Raw genomic sequence first — 19,009 nt, 5'->3', positions numbered from 1 at the left:
AACGGAAACGAGAATTTTAAAGAAATCTTATGAATGTCATTTTTATGTAATATTTCTTTGCAAAATCGCAACACTATGTGAATAGATGGGTAGAAAAGGAGTAGTGACATGGATAATACAAAGGTGCGTGTTGAAAACGTAACAAAAGTATTCGGGAAACATCCGCAAAAAGCGCTTACCTTATTAAAAGAAGGAAAAAGTAAATCGGAAATTTTAAAAGAGACAGGAATGAACGTTGGTGTAAAAAAAGCAACGTTTGAAGTATACTCTGGAGAAATTTTCGTTATTATGGGTTTGTCTGGTAGCGGGAAATCTACACTAGTTCGTATGTTAAATCAACTGATTAAACCAACCGCAGGTCATATATACATAGATGGTGAAGATATCGCAACGATGGGAAAAGAAGAGTTACGGAGAGTAAGAAGAACGAAAATGAGTATGGTATTTCAGAAGTTCGCTTTATTTCCTCACCGTACAGTGATACAAAACGTTGCGTACGGGTTAGAAATTCAGGGAGTTCCAGTTGAAGAGCGAGAGAAAAAAGCGTTAGAATCGCTACAGTTAGTAGGACTCGATCATCATAAAGATAATTATCCAAGTCAACTTAGTGGTGGTATGCAGCAGCGCGTTGGAATCGCAAGGGCACTAACGAATGACCCAGATGTTTTATTGATGGATGAGTCATTTAGTGCGTTAGATCCACTGATACGAAAAGAAATGCAAGATGAGCTGTTAGAGTTACAAGATAAAATGGAAAAAACAATTATTTTTATTACGCATGATTTAGATGAAGCGCTTCGAATTGGCGATCGAATTGCATTAATGAAAGATGGAGAGGTTGTCCAAATTGGAACGCCGGAAGAAATTATGATGAGTCCTGCGAATGAATTTGTAGAGAAATTCGTGGCGGACGTAAATTTAGGAAAAGTAATTACGGCGGAATCTATATTAAAACGACCAGAGACATTATTAATTGATCGTGGACCTCGTGTAGCACTTCAAATTATGAGGAACGCCGGCGTTTCAACTGTATATGTTGTTAATAAAAAGTATGAGTTTTTAGGTATATTAACTGCGGATGATGCAAGTAAAGCCGTTCAAAAACAGTGGCCAATTGCCGATTTATTACTTAATGATATTCCACACGTGTATTTAGATACTTTACTGGAAGAAACGTATGCAAAAATGGCGGAGATGAAATATCCGTTACCAGTAATTGATGAGAAGAAAAGGCTAAGAGGAATTATTAAACGCGAAAGTGTCATTCAAGCTCTTGCAGGTAATATTGAGGAAGAGGTGAAAGACGATGAGTAGTATACCACGTATCCCATTAGGCGAATGGGTCGATTCATTTGTTGCAAGTTTATATGAGCACTTTGAAGGCTTATTCCGAGGATTCTCTTATATTATTGGCGGATTCGTTGATTTACTCACTAATTTTTTAACAATAATACCTGCCGTATTGATGATTATTATCTTATGTTTCCTCATTTGGTACACAACGAGGAAAGTATCTTTAGTCATTTTTACGCTCATCGGATTATTATTTATTTTAAATATTAACTACTGGGCACAAACGATGCAAACATTAGCACTCGTCCTTACATCTGTTATTATTTCAATCATTGTAGGAATCCCAATCGGAATTTTAGCTTCTCAAAATGAACGTTTTTCAAAATTTTTAAAACCGACATTAGATTTTATGCAAACAATGCCGGCTTTTGTATATCTTATTCCTGCGATTACATTTTTTGGAGTAGGTGTAGTGCCTGGGATTATTGCATCGGTAATCTTTGCAATGCCGCCGACAATTCGCTTTACAGACCTAGGGATTAGACAAGTTCCAGAAGATTTAATTGAAGCAGCGAATGCATTTGGATCCACAGCATCACAAAAACTATTTAAAGTACAATTACCACTCGCAACTGGAACGATCATGGCTGGAGTGAACCAAAGTATTATGCTTTCTTTATCTATGGTAGTAACAGCATCTCTTGTAGGAGCACCAGGTCTTGGGGTTGATGTATACCGCTCTGTAACACAAGTAAATATCGGAATGGGATTTGAAGCCGGACTAGCTATTGTTGTCATTGCGATTATATTAGACCGTATTACACAAGGATTTCATCAAAAAAGAAGATAAAAAGAAAACACACTTTATTATACAAAGTGTGTTTTTTTGTTTGAAAAGATTACATACGAACAATAACAGAACCGCCAGCTGGTGCACAAACTTGGTTTTGCTGTTGTTCCATTGATTTTATTAATTGATTATTTTCTTCTATTAATGAGATTAGTTTCGCTAACTGACTTTCAAGACTTGCAATACGCTGCATCATATATTGTGAATCAGGATGCATTGTATTTCTTACTGGATGGGGGGAATACACATATTGTTGATTTATATTTGGATTCCAATGAGGATGCATTTAAATCATTCCTCCTTTAATAAATTAAGAAGCTTTCTTATAGTAAATGCCTATATATATTCAATGGTTACTTGAATTTTTTCATTATAAAAGGAGTATGTACAGAAAATGAAAAATATTATATGTGAAGTTAAAGTACATTTTTTGAAATATTCAAGTGAGATAGTGAATATATTAATACATTCAAGTAAATGTATGTTATTTAGGGAGAAAAGATGGGAGGAGATGCAATTTTGGCTAAAAATAATAAAAGAAATGATGCCTTGGCAATAGGTATCGGTATAGGGATTGTAATCGGTGTGTTTCAATGGTATTTTACTAATAATTTAGTAATCGGAATTGTGATAGGAATTGTAATTGGGATTGCGTTTTTGAAGAAATAATGAGTTGTAAATTTATTTAAAAAATCGCCTCGTTAAAAGAATGAATTTTCGGAATATAAATCCTGTTTTTCCTTTTTTTATGATATTATATATAAAAAGGATGGTGATAAATATGTCAACAAACAATCAAGTAGAACGAAACTGCTTTATTTGCAAAAAACATAAAGGAAACATTACAGTTCCAGGTGGAGCTATTTATGAAGATGAACTCGTTTACGTTGGACATGTCCATTGGGATAGCGAAGAAACATACCTTGGTTATGTAATGATAGATATAAAAAGACATGTACCTGGCCTTGCTGAACTAACAGATGAAGAAGCGAAAGCGTTCGGGCTAATAACAAGTAGAGTAAGTAAAGCACTAAAGGAAAATGAAGGTGCAGAGCATATTTACACTTTTGTTTCAGGGAATGGTGTACCACATATGCATATGCACATCATACCGCGGTATCCAAATACACCTAAAGAGTTTTGGTCACCAACTGAAGTAGCGAAATGGACTGGTGCGCCATATGGAGACGCAGAGAAAATCAAAAAACTATGCGAAAGAATACGAAAGTATATGGTGAATGAGTATGCATAAAACAAATAATAGACATAATTCATGGATTGGAAATAGGGAAATGTGTTTAGACGAAATTTCAGTAAAACAATATGGTGACATCATGCTCGGTAAATATGGCGGGAATATAAGCGCCGGAGCAAAAAAGAACGAAGATGGTGCGTTAGTTTGGTCGAATGGTGATTGGGAATTTGCGGTTATATTAGACGGACATAATAGTGCAGAAAGTGTTGATTTAGTAGTAAATACAATCGAAAAAGAATATGAAAATATCAACACGATTATGAAAGAACCAATTGAAACAGTTTTTCGATCTGTTGAAAATCATATACTCACAATTTTTCAATCACAATCATTTAAAGAAAAGTGCAAAAGAGTAAAAGGTGAAACAGCTTGCTTACTATGTGTAAGAAAAGAAAATTACATATGGTGGCTATCTATTGGCGATTGTTTAGTTTATGTATTTCATGATGAGTTATATAAACTAGGACAATATACTTTGAATCAACGTCATTTTTATGAGTGGATTGGTAATGTTAACACATTTGATTTACCCGTTCCGTGCTATTCGTCAGGAGTTCGTGAATTGCGTAGTGGCAATAATCGAATTGTAATGGTGACAGATGGGGTATTAGAATGTGGGGAACGTCGATATGAAACTCCATCAAATCTTTATAATGATATGAATAGAAATAATATAAAACTTGAAGAAATTGTTCATCATGTATTAGAGCATGTTCATCATCAATTCGGACGCGATAGTGCGACAATTATTAGTTGGGACGTTGAAAACAAAATGCACGCTACGTACCCAAGTGATCAGCCGGAGAAAATGAAAGTAAAAAAATAAAAGGAGAGGGTTTTCTGTCAATTACCAAAGTAACTCTATTAATTTTATGGATAATATCTATATTCGTTTTTGAAAAAATAGCAAGAAAAAGGTTAAACATCCCGAAACAAAAGGGATGGGATAATCAATATGTGAATAAAACACATAAATGGGGAAGTAGAATTATTATTTTCTCTTATATAGTTGTTATTGCTATTAGCGCTTTTCTTCCAAGCCGTATACTTATGGGGTATGTACCACTTTTATTTCTTATTACGTTATATGGATTTCAATCATATATGGAGTGGAAGTATGATAAGGAATCGCGGGAGTTCTTGATTTCATTATTTGCAGTTGCAGCGTTACTAATAACGGGGATAATAATATATTTCTTCCTTTGATTAATATGTTGTTAATAAAAAATGTAAAAGAGGAATGTAATAAAAAGAACTGTATTGCGTGTAGGATTCATTATTTATGATGGGGATAACTCTAAAGTGCTCGTTCAATGCGATGAAAATGAATCATTTTATCGTTTTCCAGGCGGTTCTATTGAATTTGGAGAAACAGCAAAAGAAGCAATAATACGAGAATTAATGGAAGAATACGATTTGAAGATTGATGTTCAAGAATTAGCCGTTGTAAATGAGCATATTTTTGAGTGAAACAACGAAAAAGGACATCATTGCACATTAATACATTGGGGAACGGTTGAAGAGATAATTACAAATGAAATAAGACATAAAGAACATGAAGATATTATATTAATTTGGAAAAGTCTAGACGAATTGAAGGAGAAACCAACATATCCTGAAGGAATTGTAAGTTATTTAGAAGAGAATAACCGAAATATAGTCCACTTTATTTCTAAAAACAAATAAAGCAATGGGAGGGGGATAACAATGGGTACCTCTACAATCTTGATTATTATTATTGGACTGGGTATAGGTGGTTACTTTTTAGAACAGTTTTTAAGAAGAAAATTGAATATGGAGAAAAGAGGTTTCTTTGGATATAAGCATGTGAATAGTTTACATGTAAAATTAGAAATAGGACTTATTATTATTTATGTAATAGGCAGTTGTTATTATATGTTTAAATTTGAAAACTCTAACATGGCTTATGTCATGTTCACTTATTTAGGGATATCATGTACTTTAAGAGCATGGATGGAATGGAAATATGATAGAGAATCAAAAGAATATATACTTTCGATAATGGGAATGGTTGCTTTTATATTGATGCTCTCAATACTATTTTATTTCGTTCCAACTGCTACATAAAATGCAAGAGATATACGGAGATGAAAATCATGAGATAACTAATAAATAAGAAACCATTTCCTACTAAATGGTTTCTTATTTAAATTCATCATTTATTTTGGCTAATATGGATGTAACGAAATTTGTTTTATCCTCTGCATATTGATGTTTATCATTAGGATTAGCTTGTGAAAGTTGAATTTTTAACTGTTCATATTGTAGACGAGAAGTTTTATTTTCTATTAAGTAATCTCTGAATTGTAATTGTTCTATTAAATATGTATTCCCTTGTTCATACATATGAATTTGATGAGTTCTTGGCTCGCCTTTATTAAAATAGTATCTTTCAGGCAGTACATCTTTTCTATATTTATAATTTAGTAGTTCTAACTCTTTAATACATTTTAAACCGTCCTTATAATCTTTTAGTTCGATTGCAATATCAATAATTGGCTTTGCGCTTAAATGTGGAATAGAAGTACTACCAATATGGTGTATCGCTAAAATATGTTCGCCAATTTGTTCCTCAATGAATTGTTTCTCTTTTATAAACTCAATTCGCCATCCTTCAGTCCACGGAACTAAAAACACTTTCCTGTACGGGAAACCTAGCATTTGTTTAGCACCTCTTTCAAAATGGTTTAAAAAAGTCTATTACATCTTCTTAAAGCTTCTCAAAACAAGATATTCCCACAATCTCGAAGGAAGAATCTTCTTCGCAAAGATCATAAATTTTACACCTTTTCCAATTGGATATCGTAAATTCGTACGCTTAGATTCAGCAATTTCTACAATTTTATTAGCAACATCTATCGGGTTTCCTAATGTATCGCTTCCGCTATTAATATGTTTTTGAATTTTATCCATATATTCTTTGTAAGGAGAGGTTGTATCAGATTGGTTTTCAGCTAATTGTTTACCAACTTCCCATATGTTCGTGTTATAAGAACCAGGTTCAAGTAAGGCAACGTCTATTCCGAAAGGTTTTACTTCTAAGCGAAGCGATTCACTCCAGCCTTCTAATGCATATTTTGAAGATACATAAGGGGATAAACCAGGAAATCCAACTTGGCCACTAATACTGCTTATATTAATGATTTTTCCACCTTTCTGCTTTCTCATATATGGTAAGACAAGTTGAGTGATTGATATGGCGCCAAAAAAATTCGTTTCAAATTGTTTACGGTATTCCTCCACTGGGATTTCTTCTACAAAGCCTCCAGTTGCATATCCTGCATTATTAATGAGAAGGTCTACTTTGTTTATTCCTTTTAAAAATAATTGAAAGTTATGTATAGAGTTTCGATCGGTTACATCTAATTGTTGAATTTTTATATTTTGTTGTAAGTTGAGTTTAGTAGCTTGAGATATTAAATCTTTTTGCTTATTAATGTTTCGCATTGTAGCGATAACTAAATAGTCTTTTTTCGCAAGCTCAAGTGTTGTTAAAAGTCCGAATCCACTTGAAGCCCCAGTAATAACAGCGATTTTTTTATTCATTTTTTACTCGCTTTCTTTTTCTTTTATCATAACGAATTGTATAGCGAATAGCTATTTATTAAAGCTATTTGTTATAATTGAAAAACATTATCAATTAATTAATGGTTTATTTATAAAAGGAGTGTGGATTTCATGAGGACTAACGGTTTTCATGATATTTTTCATAAATATTTTCATGGATTACACATGGAAGATGAGAAACATATGTATGTACCAAATATATTAGGTAAAGGAGAGGTACGAAGATGGACGTCGTTTTCTGGAATGGAAATTGTATTATCAAACTTTCAATTCCATAATAATCACCATATTCAGTTTGCATCAGATGCAGCAATGGTGGAACTTAATTTTTGTTTGCAAGGTTTTGCGGAGGTGCAAGTAGGTCATTCTTCGTATGAATTAAAGACTGGAAATAGCTATTTATATTTTATGAATGATTTTGAAGTGTTATTTGAATATGAAAAAGAGAAGCCTCTATATTCATTAGCTATTGGAATCCCTGTACCATTATTTAATCATTTTATGTTGGATTATACGGATGAAGGAATGCTTAATTTTCACGCTATATTAGGTAATAACTCATTTAAAAAGTTGCAAAGTCCAATTGATTCTCTATCAGCTAATATTATTTCAAAAATGATAGATTTTCCACATCAAGATCGTATATATCAACTAGAAATGGAAAGTAAAGTGCTTGAATTACTCTCCATACATTTTGGTAGGTTTTTGTTAAAAAATCGTAATGAAATAAAAAGAAGAGTTTTATCAAAAAGTGATATAAATAAAATAAAACATGCTGAAGAAATATTAGTGCAGCGGATGGAATTACCACCATCATTATTAGAACTAGCTAAGTTAGTAGAGTTAAATGATTATAAATTAAAACTGGGATTTAAAGAGTTATTTGGTACATCTGCATTTGCATATTTAAGGGAACAGCGAATGGAACGGGCAATGTTTTTATTACGTTCTGGAACTAGTAATGTAACTGAAACGGCAATCGCCGTTGGGTACAAAAATATTAGTCACTTTTCAGAGTCCTTTAAAAAGAAATATGGGATAAAACCTTCTGAAATTTTACGTATATATTAAAAATCCGCTATACCGTAAACTCCTCCGTTATTTGGTAGTTGTATTTTGTAACGGTCAGTATAATTACAATCAACATCCAATTGTAATTAACTATTTATGGAGGAATTTAAATGAATGAACGGAATGAACATCACTTTTGGGTATTTGTATTAATAGGAATGTTCCTTATTATAACAACAACCGGTTTTGCACGTATGACATATGGAATTATATTGCCATTTATGCAAGAGGGACTTCACTTATCTACATCTCAATCAGGTATGTTAGGAACTATACTTTTTTTAGGCTATTTATTAACTGTAGGAACATCTGGAATATTTACTATCCGTTTTGGCGCAAAATCCGTTTTATTAATAGGGAGTTGGCTTGTTGTTGTAAGCTTATTGGGATTATCTTTTGTTTATTCAATTTGGCTAGTCGCTATTTGTATGCTATGTGCTGGAGCTGGTAGTGCTTTAGTATATACGCCACTCATGTCAATAACGGTAGGGTGGTTTCCAGGCAAAAGAGGAACTGTAATGGGGCTGTTATTAAGCGGTGCTGGAATAGGTATGCTATTTAGTGGAATAATTGTTCCTTATATAGTACGTGCATTTCCTGAGTATAGTTGGCGTGGTGTATGGTTTTTGTTTGGGGTTATTACATGTATCGTAGTATGTATCGCTTCAATTATTTTGAAAAATCCTGATGTAACCGAAGATGAGGAAAAAAGGAATCATAAATCGTTTTTATGGAAAACAAAAGAACTATATGTTATTGCATGGATGTATTTTATTGTGGGCATTGTTTACTTAATTCCGAATTTATATCAAACTAGTTTTATGATTGATAGTGGTATCTCGGCATCAATGTCAGGAAGCATTTATGCAATTGCTGGTATGTTTTCAATCGCAGGAGCTCCTGTCTGGGGATTGATTTCGGATCGGATTGGTATAAAGAAGGCATTAAGTATTGCACTTTTATTAGCTGTAATAGGTGATATGATTCCAATTATATTTGGAAATATAACTGGATTTATTATATCAGCAATTATTTGGGGTTCTAGCCTCGGTGGTATCCTTTTATTAATACAAGTTGCAGCATCAAAGCAAGTATCCCAAAAGTATGTATCAATGGCAATTAGTTTTATATCTGTTTTTTATGCAGTTGGACAAATGATTGGACCAGGACTTGCGGGATGGATTATTGGGGAAATTGGTTATACAGCAGCGTATGGATTAGGTGCTTTCGGTTTCTTTATGTGTATTTGTATGGCATTGACACTAAAAAGAGGGAATGTTGCAAACTCAGCGTATATAGAGAAGTGAGTATTGTCATGAAATGAATCTTTTTAACGGGGGGAAGCAACGTGTTCCATGTTAAAGACGTATTAGCAGATCAGTTATTAGCAAATGCGAATGATCCGAGTTGGTATATTCCATTTTCAGATGCAGTGAAAGATCTATCTGAGAGAGAAGCTTTCTGGAAACCGAATGAAGAGAGTAATAGTATAGCTGAAATTGTACAACATTTATTGTATTGGAACTCAACGTGGCAAACTAGGTACAAAGAATCGAATGTGAATGCCGTGCCCGCTATTGGTGATAATAACAAAAGTTTTATGCTTTCAGATAATCAATCTTTCGATGAGTTAAGAGAAAAACTACTAGAGAAACTATTACAATGGCAAAAGCTTATAAATGAAGAAAAGGTTGAAAGTGATGTAGTTGGATTTCCTGTTTCTGCAAAGTGGTGGGAAGTGCTAGCAAATGTAACAACTCATAATGCGTATCATATTGGTCAAATTATTTACATCCGGAAGTTACAGAAGAGTTTTGATAATGAATAACATAATAATTCTCAAATTAGGTGAACAAAAGTGGACAAAACGAGACATATGTCTCATTTTGTCCACTTTTTTATTTTGAAAGAAAAGAGAAAATCGATGAAATCAAGGTTTAGAATTTGGCACAGTATTTGCAATATAAAAGATGAACAAGAAAATAGGAGGGCTGGACATGTTAAAAACAACTGAAAGTAAAGGGAATGAAATTACGAAAGAACAAGCTCATTGGATGTATGAAAAAATGTTAGAGATTCGTAAGTTTGAAGATAAGGTACATGAATTATTCGCGCAAGGCGTTCTGCCAGGTTTCGTTCATTTATACGCAGGTGAGGAAGCGGTAGCAGTTGGTGTATGTGCCCACTTAACAGATAGTGACAGTATTACAAGTACACATAGAGGTCATGGGCATTGTATCGCAAAAGGTTGTGATTTAAATGGTATGATGGCTGAACTTTTCGGGAAAGCGACAGGTTTATGTAAAGGTAAAGGCGGATCCATGCATATTGCCGATTTAGATAAAGGAATGCTTGGTGCGAATGGAATTGTAGGCGGCGGTTTCCCACTTGCTTGCGGTTCAGCATTAACAGCTAAATATAAAGGAACAAAAGATGTAAGTGTTTGCTTCTTCGGTGACGGTGCGAATAATGAAGGGACCTTTCATGAAGGGCTTAACTTAGCGGCGATTTGGAAGTTACCAGTTATTTTTATCGCTGAAAATAACGGTTACGGTGAAGCAACGACATTTGAATATGCTTCAAGTTGTGATTCCATTGCAGATCGAGCGAAAGCTTACAATATTCCAGGTGTTCAAGTGGATGGGAAAGATCTACTTGTAGTATATAAAGCCGCGGAAGAAGCGATAGAACGTGCGCGTAATGGCGGTGGGCCAACGATTATTGAATGCATGACATATCGTAACTACGGTCATTTTGAAGGTGAAGCGCAAACATATAAAACTTCAGAAGAAAAAGAAGAGCATTTAAATGAAAAAGATGCAATTGTGCATTTCCGTAAGCATTTAATTCATGAAGGATTATTAACAGAAACTGAACTTGTAGATATGGAAAAGGCAGTAGATGAAGCAGTACAAAAATCAATTGAATTTAGTGAAAATAGTCCATATCCAGAGGATGCAGAATTATTAAAAGATGTATACGTTTCTTACAAATAAGAGGAGGGTGAAAAATAATGACTAGAACAGTAAGTATGTCAACTGCAATTAATGAAGCGATGAAAATATCAATGCGTCGTGATGAAAATGTAATTTTAATCGGAGAAGATGTTGCAGGTGGTGCGCAAGTTGATCATTTGCAAGATGATGAAGCATGGGGCGGTGTACTTGGCGTGACGAAAGGACTTGTACAAGAATTTGGCCGAAATCGTATTTTAGATACGCCAATTTCAGAAGCGGGTTATATGGGAGCGGCGATGGCAGCGGCGGCAACAGGTTTACGTCCAATAGCTGAATTAATGTTTAATGATTTTATCGGTAGTTGTCTTGATCAAGTATTAAACCAAGGTGCAAAGTTCCGCTATATGTTCGGTGGTAAAGCGAAAGTACCCGTTACAGTACGTACAATGCATGGCGCTGGTTTTAGCGCAGCAGCTCAGCATTCACAAAGTTTATACGCATTATTTACGAGCATTCCAGGTATAAAAGTTGTCGTTCCTTCTACTCCGTATGACGCAAAAGGCTTATTGTTAGCGGCAATTGAAGATGACGACCCAGTAATTTTCTTTGAAGATAAAACACTATACAACATGAAAGGTGAAGTGCCAGAAGGGTATTATACAATTCCTTTAGGTAAAGCAGATATGAAACGTGAAGGTTCTGATGTAACAATTGTCGCAATTGGAAAACAGGTTCATACCGCTCTTGCAGCTGCTGAACAATTATCAAAAAAGGGACTTGAAGTAGAAGTTATTGATCCGCGTTCTTTATCACCACTAGATGAAGATACAATTTTATCATCTGTTGAGAAAACAAATCGTCTTATCGTTATTGATGAAGCAAACCCAAGATGTAGCATAGCAACTGATATCGCAGCAATCGTAGCGGATAAAGGATTTGATTTATTAGATGCACCTATTAAACGAATAACAGCACCACATACACCAGTTCCATTCTCACCACCACTCGAAAAGTTATATTTACCAACGCCAGAGAAAGTAATTGAAACTGTATCAGAAATGATCGGAAACCAATCTTTATTACATGTGTAATGAAACGATGAGAAGGGAGAGAGAAATATGGCTGTAGAAGTTGTAATGCCGAAGTTAGGGATGGCGATGAAAGAAGGTATTATTACAAACTGGAATATTAAAACAGGCGATAATGTAGCAAAAGGTGAACTAATTGCTAGTATTAACTCAGAAAAAATTGAAACGGAAATAGAAGCACCAGCTGATGGAACTGTACTTGATATAGCTGTAAGTGAAGATGAAGGAGTTCCACCTGGCACTGTAATTTGCTACATCGGTAAACCGAATGAAAAAGTAGACGTTCATGAAAGTATACATGTTGTAGAAGAAAAAACATCTAATATAGAAGTACAAAATGTACAACATCCAGAACCCTACGCGAAAGAAGTGGCGAAGCAAAGAATCAAAATATCTCCGGTAGCGAAAAAAATTGCAATAACTGAAAATCTTGATATCAAGGCATTAGTTGGTACAGGTCCTGGTGGAAGAATTACCAAGGCAGATGTATTAAAAGCACTTGAAATAAGAGTGAACGTTCCAGAAGTACTTGAACAAGAAAAAGAAAACAGTAAAGTAATTCCTGTTACTGGTATTCGGAAAGCAATCGCAAACCGTATGCATGCAAGCTTACAAAATAGTGCGCAATTGACATTAACGATGAAAGTAGATGTTACAGATTTAGTTGCTTTACATAAAGAAATAGCGGAAGTTGTACAAAAACGATACGATAACAAACTAACCATTACGGATTTTGTTTCTCGTGCTGTTGTATTGGCGCTTGGGGAGCATAAAGAAATGAACAGCGCTTATATAGATGATGCAATTCATCAATTTGAACATGTTCATTTAGGCATGGCAGTCGCATTAGAAAAAGGGTTAGTCGTTCCAGCTATTCGCTTTGCTAATAATCTATCTTTAGTAGAGTTGTCTAAAGAAATTAAGAATGCGGCTCAAAAGGCACGAACAGGCAGTTTAAATAGTGATGATATGCAAGGGACAACATTTACAATTAGTAATTTAGGTAGCTTTGGGATTGAATATTTTACACCGGTACTAAATACACCTGAAGCTGGTATTTTAGGCATAGGTGCTATTGAACATGTTCCTGTATATAAAGGAAAAAAATTAAGAAAAGGAAGTATGTTACCTTTAAGTTTAACATTTGATCATCGTGTATTAGATGGTGCACCAGCAGCTGCATTTTTACAGACAATTAAACGTTATTTAGAAGAACCTGTAACAATTCTTTTATAAAGAGAAGGTGAGAGAATGAGTAAATTAGTTGTTATTGGAGGCGGCCCAGCTGGTTATGTAGCGGCAATTACCGCGGCTCAAAATGGAAAAGATGTCACTCTTATTGATGAAGCTGATCTTGGCGGTACTTGTTTAAATGTCGGTTGTATGCCTACGAAATCATTGTTAGAAAGTGCAGAAGTGCATGATATTGTGAGAAAAGCGAATCATTATGGAGTTACGCTTAACGAAGGAAGTATTTCAGTTGATTGGAAGCAAATACAGGTGCGGAAATCACAAATCGTAACGCAGCTCGTCCAAGGAATTCAATATTTAATGAAGAAAAATAAAATAAAAGTTATACAAGGTAAAGCGAGATTTGAAACGGATCACCGAGTGAGAGTTACACACGGTGATAAAGAGACTGTAGTAGATGGAGAACAGTTCATTATTGCGGCAGGTTCAGAACCGACTGCATTATCTTTTGCTCCATTTGATGGGAAGTGGATTTTAAATAGTAGCCATGCGATGTCTCTAGAAGAAATACCAAAATCATTATTAATTGTTGGCGGTGGTGTAATAGGTTGCGAGTTTGCTAGTATTTATAGTCGTCTTGGAACAAAGGTTATGATTGTTGAAATGGCACCGCAATTATTACCTGGTGAAGACGAAGATATCGCACATATTTTAAGAGAGAAACTAGAAAAAGATGGTGTAGAAATATTTACAGGAGCAGCTTTAAAAGGATTAAATAATTATAAAAAGCAAGCTTCATTTGAATATGAAGGAAGTATCCAAGAAGTTAATCCAGAATTTGTTCTCGTTTCTGTCGGCCGAAAACCACGTGTACAACAATTAGATTTAGAAAAAGCAGGCATTCAATATTCAAATAAAGGGATTTCTGTGAATGAACATATGCAAACCAATGTATCACATATTTACGCAGCAGGTGATGTGATTGGTGGAATCCAGCTTGCTCACGTAGCCTTCCACGAAGGAACGACAGCAGCATTACACACGAGTGGAGAAGCTGTAAAAGTAAACTACCATGCTGTACCGCGCTGTATTTATACAGCACCAGAAATTGCAAGCGTTGGTTTAAACGAAAAAGATGCAAGAGAGCAGTACGGTGACATACAAATTGGAGAATTTCCTTTTACAGCAAACGGAAAAGCGCTTATTATGGGAGAACAAACGGGTAAAGTAAAAGTCATTGTTGAACCTAAATATCAAGAAATTGTAGGGATTTCTATTATCGGTCCTCATGCAACCGAACTAATCGGACAAGGAACTGTAATGATTCATACGGAAGTTACCGCTGATATTATGAGAGATTATATTGCAGCGCATCCAACTTTATCTGAAGCAATTCACGAAGCGTTATTGCAAGCGGTAGGACATGCTGTACATGCTTAAATGGAATTATAATAAACCACTATTCTCTAAATGAATGAGAGAATAGTGGTTTGAATTTTTACAGAAGAAATTGAATATCCTATTATTTTTTTACGTCAATCGCTGAAGTAATATCGTTCCAATCAGCAGCTAAATTAGCAGTTTTACCGTACCAATCAGCGTGTTTAAATACAACACCTTTTCCATATCCTTGTGTAGAAGTATGCTCCCAAAGTGTCGTCGAATAACTTGCAGAAGGTGATGCTGTACTTACAGAGGAAATTCTGTCGTTCCAGCTAGATGGTAAATTTTTAAAACCGCTACTCCAGTAAATATATTGACCACCTTTATCTTTATGTTCATAAAAATCAGTACTACCAGCGCCGCTACCTAAAGGATTAATTTTATTTTTAATTACTTTTTTATCCTTTTCAATATAAGCATCTAATGTATCACGGCTAGTAAAACCATAAGCTAGCCAATCTCCATTTTCATTTTGCTCTGGTAATACCATAGTAATTTGGATGTCTTTCTTATCCTGATCACTTAATTTTGTAAATGAATTAACATTCTGTTCATCCACTTTTAAATAATCAAAAGACTTAATTGTGTTACCTTTTTCTTCAGCACTTGCTACTCCTAGTCCTCCAGTTAATGCAAATCCCGCTACTAATGTACCTGCTACTAATTTCTTCAACATATAACCATCCCTTTTTGTTTAGATTTTTGTACAGGTGAATCTTTGTACTAGTAAAATGTATTCTAATTACTCATTATTGTAAATATTCTGAAGTTTTAGAAATAAAAGGCGGAATATTTACAGTTTTGCATTTTTTCTTTAGAAAAAATAGTTATTGGAATGATATAATAAATAGATATATCGCTTTTGCTGGATGTTAAAATGTTTTAGGAGGAAAGCCATTGAAGTATTTCAATAAAGATTGGTATAAAGAAATACAAATTATAGAATTTGTAAGTTTTATAGAGTCTATAAAAGAATGGTTAGAAATGGATATACAAAGTTTAATAGATGAAATAAAGGAAAGGAAAACAGATTTATTAAAATTCCTTCCTGAATCCATACATCCATTTATTCATAGCACCACAATTAATTCAGAATATCCTTCTAGTGAATTGAAAAAGCTTATGAAAGAATGGATAGAGGATTGTGAGAAAAGAAGGGCTCATTTAGAACGATTCTACTTAGAGCACTTCCATTCGATTAAGAAAAAACTCCCAACACATGTTATTCAGTTACATGAATACTCACTACATGACAGTGTAGTCGAATCAGTAGAGAGAAGATCAAAAGATACGCTAATTATAACTTTAGATTGCAGTGGTACTTTTAGTGGATTTGATAAACTTCAAGTAACTTTTACAGGAGTTTCGAAATGTTCTATCCCAGAAAATTTTGAAGGTGCTTGGTGGTTATGTCATGAAATAGATCTTACTAATGAAGGTTTTGAATTGGGTGTTTTATTTGATTGCCCATTTGAAGAAGTGACGATTTGTGCAAAAGATGTATTTCTTGAGAAAAGTAACTAGTAAACTTTATAACTTTATAAATAAAAAACAGTCTTATATGACTGTTTTTTATTTAGATGCTAAATTATCAAGTTTCCAATATGTATCTGTTAACGGCGCAGCTTTGCTATCTATATATAAATACATATTATTTAAATCTTTTGGTGAAGTTTTCATATTAAATTCAATGTCGGTAGTTAAAGAGAATTCAGATGGAACCTTTTTAGCATTTTCATTTTGTATAACTTCACCTTCGTATTTTTCACCCGTTTTGTCATCTTTTATGAAATATTTTATTTCTGAAAGATCTATCGTTTGTCCGTCAACACGAGCGTTATTTATAGTAACGCGAGCTGTGAGGCGCCACTCTTTGTCTATTTTTTCGAATTTAGCATTTTCAACAGTTGCTCTATAGTATTCGTTTTTAAATATTTCCCCATAGTGCATTGCATTCTTTTCAAGAGCGCTCTTTTCTTGTTTTGGTGCAGTATTCCCATTACATCCTGCCATCAGCCCTGTAAATAATAATGCTGTACAAGTTACTTTAATTATAGATTTCATAGTAATTCCTTTCTGTGTTAAAAAGTAAAACATAGGAATAATTTTACAACAACAAGGAGGTAAATGAAAGTATTTTAATAGAATATACAAATATATATTTATTCGGTGTTGAATGTAATGGGATAGAAAGAAGGAGAAAACCTGTACAAAGCTGAAAGAATAAGAATTGAAAATATTGTAAAACAGAAAAAGCATGCATATAATAAAAATACAGATTAATTTTTTGAATCTTCAATAACGGTGGTGTGAACATGTTTACTGAAGAGCGTAGAGAGAAAATTTTAGAGTTACTTAAGAAAGATGGAAGGGTAATTGCTAAAGATCTTGCGGAAAGTTTCGATATGTCTATTGATTCTATAAGAAGAGATTTGTCTATTATGGAGAAGGATGGCTTGTTAAAAAGAACACATGGAGGTGCAATCGAACTTGCTAGAGTAAGGAATTTAGCTGCCGAACCATCAAAACGTTATCGTGATAGTTCACTAGATGAAGGAGCGATTGCGAAAGTTGCTGCATCATTCATACAAGAAGGAGATTCCGTTTTTATTGGCGGGGCATCTATTCATTATACGATGTTAAAGTATTTACCTGAAACATCATTTACAGTTGTTACAAATTCTATAGAAATTGCTAGTACGTTACGGGAATATAAGAATATTGATACGTATTTAATTGGAGGAAAGGTGAAACCATCAGGAAATATGACAGATACACTTGCCTCAGAATTGATAAGTCAATTCTCAATTGATCTGTATTTTTCTACAAGTGGCGGCATTTCATTGAATGGTATAAGTACTGCAACGCCGGAAGTTGCTTATTTTAGTAAAACAGTAAGTAAGATTGCTAGAAGAAACATTTGTTTAGCGCCTCATACTAAACTCGGAATAGACTGCTTTATAAAAGGAGAGTCACTGAGAGAAATTGATCTTATAATAACAGATGAAGAGGCTAGTAAAGAAACGATTCAAGAATTTGAGAAACAAGGTAAAGAAATTGTAATCGCATCAATAGACTGCATTTAAAAGGAGTTTGAAATGATTATAAAAGGACAAGAGTTTCATATAAATGGATTAGCTTATACAATTCGTTCTGCAGCTGAAACGGATGCTGAGCAATTATCGAAGATTAGAGTTCAGATCGATGGCGAAACTGAAAATATGGATAGAGAAGCTGGAGAGGGATTTATAGATAAGATAGGGTTTCAAAAAATAATAAAAACAGATAGTGAAGAGACAAAGAATCTGTTTTTAGTTGCAGAAGTGCACAATCGAATCGTTGGATTTTCAAGATGTGAAGGGTCAAATTTGAAAAGATTATCCCATAAAGTAGAGTTTGGCGTTTGTATTTTAAGAGAGTTTTGGGGATATGGAATGGGCAAGAGTCTTTTGCAACAATGTATTCAGTGGGCTGATGAAAATGAAGTAAAAAAGATATCATTACAAGTGTTAGGGACAAACGAAAAAGCCATTCAACTTTATAAAAGATTAGGTTTTGAAGTAGAAGGTGTTTTGAAAAATGATAAAAGGCTGTGATGGGAAGTATTATAATACGGTAGTAATGGGAAGATTTATTCATACATTTCATAAAAGAGGTGTAGTGGAATGTTTTACAGAAGAAAGTACTATATAGTAGAGAATAAATTTGTAGAAATATTTAATGAGCATTTTACTAACACGAACTTACCTAATCAGTTAAAGCATGGTTCCAGACTAATAGGACGCTGGATGAAAGATAATAATGATGGTACAACAGAAATATTCGCAATATGGGAATATGATAGTTATGAACAGTATAAAGAAATTGAATCAAAAATTAGAAGTGACGAGATGCATGTTAAAAGAATACAGGATTGGTATGAAAAACATGGCGGGAAAGAATATGTTTTACAGAAGTACATAGTAGAGTTAAAAAATGAAGAGTTAGTATGTACTGTAAAGTGATAGAGGAGTGAGAGATTATGAGAATTAAAACAAAATTATATTTTAGTTTAGCGTCTACCATTTTATTTGCAATAGCGGTGACAGTTTTCTTTATAAACGGCACTCCACAAAAGTGGTTTTGGTTATGTATTTTCTTTGCGTCCATTATACAAAATATAGTTCTACTAAAAAAGAATAAAGAAGTTCATTAATATATTCTAATTATTAACATATTTGTGTCGTCTTTCTAGTTTTGTTGAAAACGCTTTTATTCAGTTTTATAATAAAAG

23 protein-coding genes and 2 pseudogenes are annotated in these 19,009 nt (G+C 33.9%); 20 read left to right on the top strand and 5 right to left on the bottom strand.

All coding sequences use genetic code 11. The features are described 5' to 3' along the window. Positions 1-108 precede the first annotated feature (108 nt). Both KZZ19_RS13495 and KZZ19_RS13490 read left to right on the top strand, forming a co-directional pair. A complete protein-coding gene (locus KZZ19_RS13495) occupies positions 109-1,314 on the top strand; it encodes a quaternary amine ABC transporter ATP-binding protein (RefSeq protein WP_088096620.1) in 1,206 nt (401 codons plus the stop codon). Further along, on the top strand, positions 1,307-2,143 hold the full coding sequence (locus tag KZZ19_RS13490) for an ABC transporter permease (RefSeq protein WP_237980327.1): 837 nt from the start codon (positions 1,307-1,309) through the stop codon (positions 2,141-2,143). The genes KZZ19_RS13495 and KZZ19_RS13490 overlap by 8 nt, the downstream gene beginning before the upstream one ends. Positions 2,144-2,192: 49 nt before the next feature. Here KZZ19_RS13490 and KZZ19_RS13485 read toward each other — a convergent pair whose 3' ends face one another. Continuing rightward, positions 2,193-2,429, bottom strand: coding sequence for a hypothetical protein (locus tag KZZ19_RS13485; protein ID WP_237980329.1), 237 nt, complete (start codon positions 2,427-2,429; stop codon positions 2,193-2,195). A gap of 215 nt (positions 2,430-2,644) precedes the next feature. Here KZZ19_RS13485 and KZZ19_RS13480 point away from each other — a divergent pair, with 215 nt between their 5' ends. From KZZ19_RS13480 to KZZ19_RS13455, 6 genes and pseudogenes are all read left to right on the top strand, one after another. Then, a complete protein-coding gene (locus KZZ19_RS13480) occupies positions 2,645-2,812 on the top strand; it encodes a septum formation initiator (protein ID WP_237980331.1) in 168 nt (55 codons plus the stop codon). Positions 2,813-2,852: 40 nt separating this feature from the next. Continuing rightward, positions 2,853-3,395 carry an HIT family protein gene (locus tag KZZ19_RS13475; protein ID WP_237980333.1) on the top strand — a complete coding sequence of 181 codons (543 nt, stop codon included), beginning with the start codon at positions 2,853-2,855 and terminating at the stop codon, positions 3,393-3,395. Further along, the gene (locus tag KZZ19_RS13470) at positions 3,388-4,224 is read left to right on the top strand and encodes a PP2C family serine/threonine-protein phosphatase (RefSeq protein WP_237980335.1); all 837 of its coding nucleotides are present in this window, start codon (positions 3,388-3,390) and stop codon (positions 4,222-4,224) included. The genes KZZ19_RS13475 and KZZ19_RS13470 overlap by 8 nt, the downstream gene beginning before the upstream one ends. A gap of 20 nt (positions 4,225-4,244) precedes the next feature. Continuing rightward, a complete protein-coding gene (locus KZZ19_RS13465; RefSeq protein ID WP_237980494.1) occupies positions 4,245-4,604 on the top strand; it encodes a DUF4181 domain-containing protein in 360 nt (119 codons plus the stop codon). Positions 4,605-4,643: 39 nt separating this feature from the next. Continuing rightward, positions 4,644-5,084 (top strand): annotated as a pseudogene (locus KZZ19_RS13460) (NUDIX domain-containing protein). Positions 5,085-5,105: 21 nt separating this feature from the next. Then, on the top strand, positions 5,106-5,486 hold the full coding sequence (locus tag KZZ19_RS13455) for a DUF4181 domain-containing protein (RefSeq protein WP_237980337.1): 381 nt from the start codon (positions 5,106-5,108) through the stop codon (positions 5,484-5,486). A 75-nt stretch (positions 5,487-5,561) separates the two neighbouring features. Here the strand turns inward: KZZ19_RS13455 and KZZ19_RS13450 are convergent, their stop codons facing one another. Together KZZ19_RS13450 and KZZ19_RS13445 are read right to left on the bottom strand one after the other, a co-directional pair. Further along, the gene (locus tag KZZ19_RS13450; RefSeq protein WP_237980339.1) at positions 5,562-6,080 is read right to left on the bottom strand and encodes a GrpB family protein; all 519 of its coding nucleotides are present in this window, start codon (positions 6,078-6,080) and stop codon (positions 5,562-5,564) included. A gap of 39 nt (positions 6,081-6,119) precedes the next feature. Beyond that, the gene (locus KZZ19_RS13445; RefSeq protein ID WP_237980341.1) at positions 6,120-6,965 is read right to left on the bottom strand and encodes an oxidoreductase; all 846 of its coding nucleotides are present in this window, start codon (positions 6,963-6,965) and stop codon (positions 6,120-6,122) included. Between the two features lie 132 nt (positions 6,966-7,097). Here KZZ19_RS13445 and KZZ19_RS13440 point away from each other — a divergent pair, with 132 nt between their 5' ends. From KZZ19_RS13440 to lpdA, 7 genes are all read left to right on the top strand, one after another. Continuing rightward, the gene (locus KZZ19_RS13440) at positions 7,098-8,057 is read left to right on the top strand and encodes a helix-turn-helix transcriptional regulator (protein WP_237980343.1); all 960 of its coding nucleotides are present in this window, start codon (positions 7,098-7,100) and stop codon (positions 8,055-8,057) included. Positions 8,058-8,167: 110 nt separating this feature from the next. After that, on the top strand, positions 8,168-9,364 hold the full coding sequence (locus KZZ19_RS13435) for an MFS transporter (RefSeq protein ID WP_237980345.1): 1,197 nt from the start codon (positions 8,168-8,170) through the stop codon (positions 9,362-9,364). A 41-nt stretch (positions 9,365-9,405) separates the two neighbouring features. Further along, positions 9,406-9,885, top strand: coding sequence for a DinB family protein (locus tag KZZ19_RS13430; RefSeq protein ID WP_237980347.1), 480 nt, complete (start codon positions 9,406-9,408; stop codon positions 9,883-9,885). Between the two features lie 169 nt (positions 9,886-10,054). Next, entirely contained in the window at positions 10,055-11,053 is a 999-nt protein-coding gene (gene acoA, locus KZZ19_RS13425; RefSeq protein WP_237980350.1) for an acetoin:2,6-dichlorophenolindophenol oxidoreductase subunit alpha, read from the top strand. Between the two features lie 17 nt (positions 11,054-11,070). Continuing rightward, a complete protein-coding gene (gene acoB, locus KZZ19_RS13420) occupies positions 11,071-12,105 on the top strand; it encodes an acetoin:2,6-dichlorophenolindophenol oxidoreductase subunit beta (protein WP_237980351.1) in 1,035 nt (344 codons plus the stop codon). Between the two features lie 27 nt (positions 12,106-12,132). Further along, entirely contained in the window at positions 12,133-13,338 is a 1,206-nt protein-coding gene (locus KZZ19_RS13415) for a dihydrolipoamide acetyltransferase family protein (RefSeq protein ID WP_237980352.1), read from the top strand. 15 nt (positions 13,339-13,353) lie between these two features. Then, positions 13,354-14,733 (top strand): dihydrolipoyl dehydrogenase, encoded by a 1,380-nt coding sequence (lpdA, locus tag KZZ19_RS13410; protein ID WP_237980354.1) that lies wholly within the window; start codon positions 13,354-13,356, stop codon positions 14,731-14,733. Between the two features lie 82 nt (positions 14,734-14,815). Here lpdA and KZZ19_RS13405 read toward each other — a convergent pair whose 3' ends face one another. Next, the gene (locus KZZ19_RS13405) at positions 14,816-15,412 is read right to left on the bottom strand and encodes a hypothetical protein (protein ID WP_088083806.1); all 597 of its coding nucleotides are present in this window, start codon (positions 15,410-15,412) and stop codon (positions 14,816-14,818) included. A gap of 221 nt (positions 15,413-15,633) precedes the next feature. Here KZZ19_RS13405 and KZZ19_RS13400 point away from each other — a divergent pair, with 221 nt between their 5' ends. Beyond that, positions 15,634-16,260 (top strand): DUF4085 family protein, encoded by a 627-nt coding sequence (locus tag KZZ19_RS13400; RefSeq protein ID WP_088096607.1) that lies wholly within the window; start codon positions 15,634-15,636, stop codon positions 16,258-16,260. Between the two features lie 48 nt (positions 16,261-16,308). Here KZZ19_RS13400 and KZZ19_RS13395 read toward each other — a convergent pair whose 3' ends face one another. Then, positions 16,309-16,800: a hypothetical protein gene (locus KZZ19_RS13395; RefSeq protein ID WP_088096606.1), complete on the bottom strand. Its 492-nt coding sequence runs from the start codon at positions 16,798-16,800 to the stop codon at positions 16,309-16,311. 251 nt (positions 16,801-17,051) lie between these two features. Here KZZ19_RS13395 and KZZ19_RS13390 point away from each other — a divergent pair, with 251 nt between their 5' ends. The 4 genes and pseudogenes from KZZ19_RS13390 to KZZ19_RS13375 all read left to right on the top strand — a co-directional run bounded on the left by KZZ19_RS13390 (position 17,052) and on the right by KZZ19_RS13375 (position 18,931). Continuing rightward, complete coding sequence (locus KZZ19_RS13390) at positions 17,052-17,822, top strand: DeoR/GlpR family DNA-binding transcription regulator (RefSeq protein WP_237980356.1); 771 nt, start codon at positions 17,052-17,054, stop codon at positions 17,820-17,822. Between the two features lie 12 nt (positions 17,823-17,834). Then, positions 17,835-18,429: pseudogene (locus KZZ19_RS13385) on the top strand (GNAT family N-acetyltransferase). Continuing rightward, positions 18,402-18,740, top strand: a complete 339-nt coding sequence (locus KZZ19_RS13380; RefSeq protein ID WP_088096602.1) for an NIPSNAP family protein — start codon at positions 18,402-18,404, stop codon at positions 18,738-18,740. Before KZZ19_RS13385 ends, KZZ19_RS13380 begins: the two are co-directional and overlap by 28 nt. Positions 18,741-18,757: 17 nt before the next feature. After that, positions 18,758-18,931, top strand: a complete 174-nt coding sequence (locus KZZ19_RS13375) for a hypothetical protein (protein WP_088096601.1) — start codon at positions 18,758-18,760, stop codon at positions 18,929-18,931. The last annotated feature ends 78 nt before the right edge of the window (positions 18,932-19,009 follow it).

Origin of the sequence: Bacillus thuringiensis, from assembly GCF_022095615.2 — a bacterium.
GTDB classification, from domain to species: domain Bacteria; phylum Bacillota; class Bacilli; order Bacillales; family Bacillaceae_G; genus Bacillus_A; species Bacillus_A cereus_AG.
The sequence above is the reverse complement of the archived record's forward strand: the minus strand, read 5'-3'. Positions and strand labels throughout refer to the sequence as shown.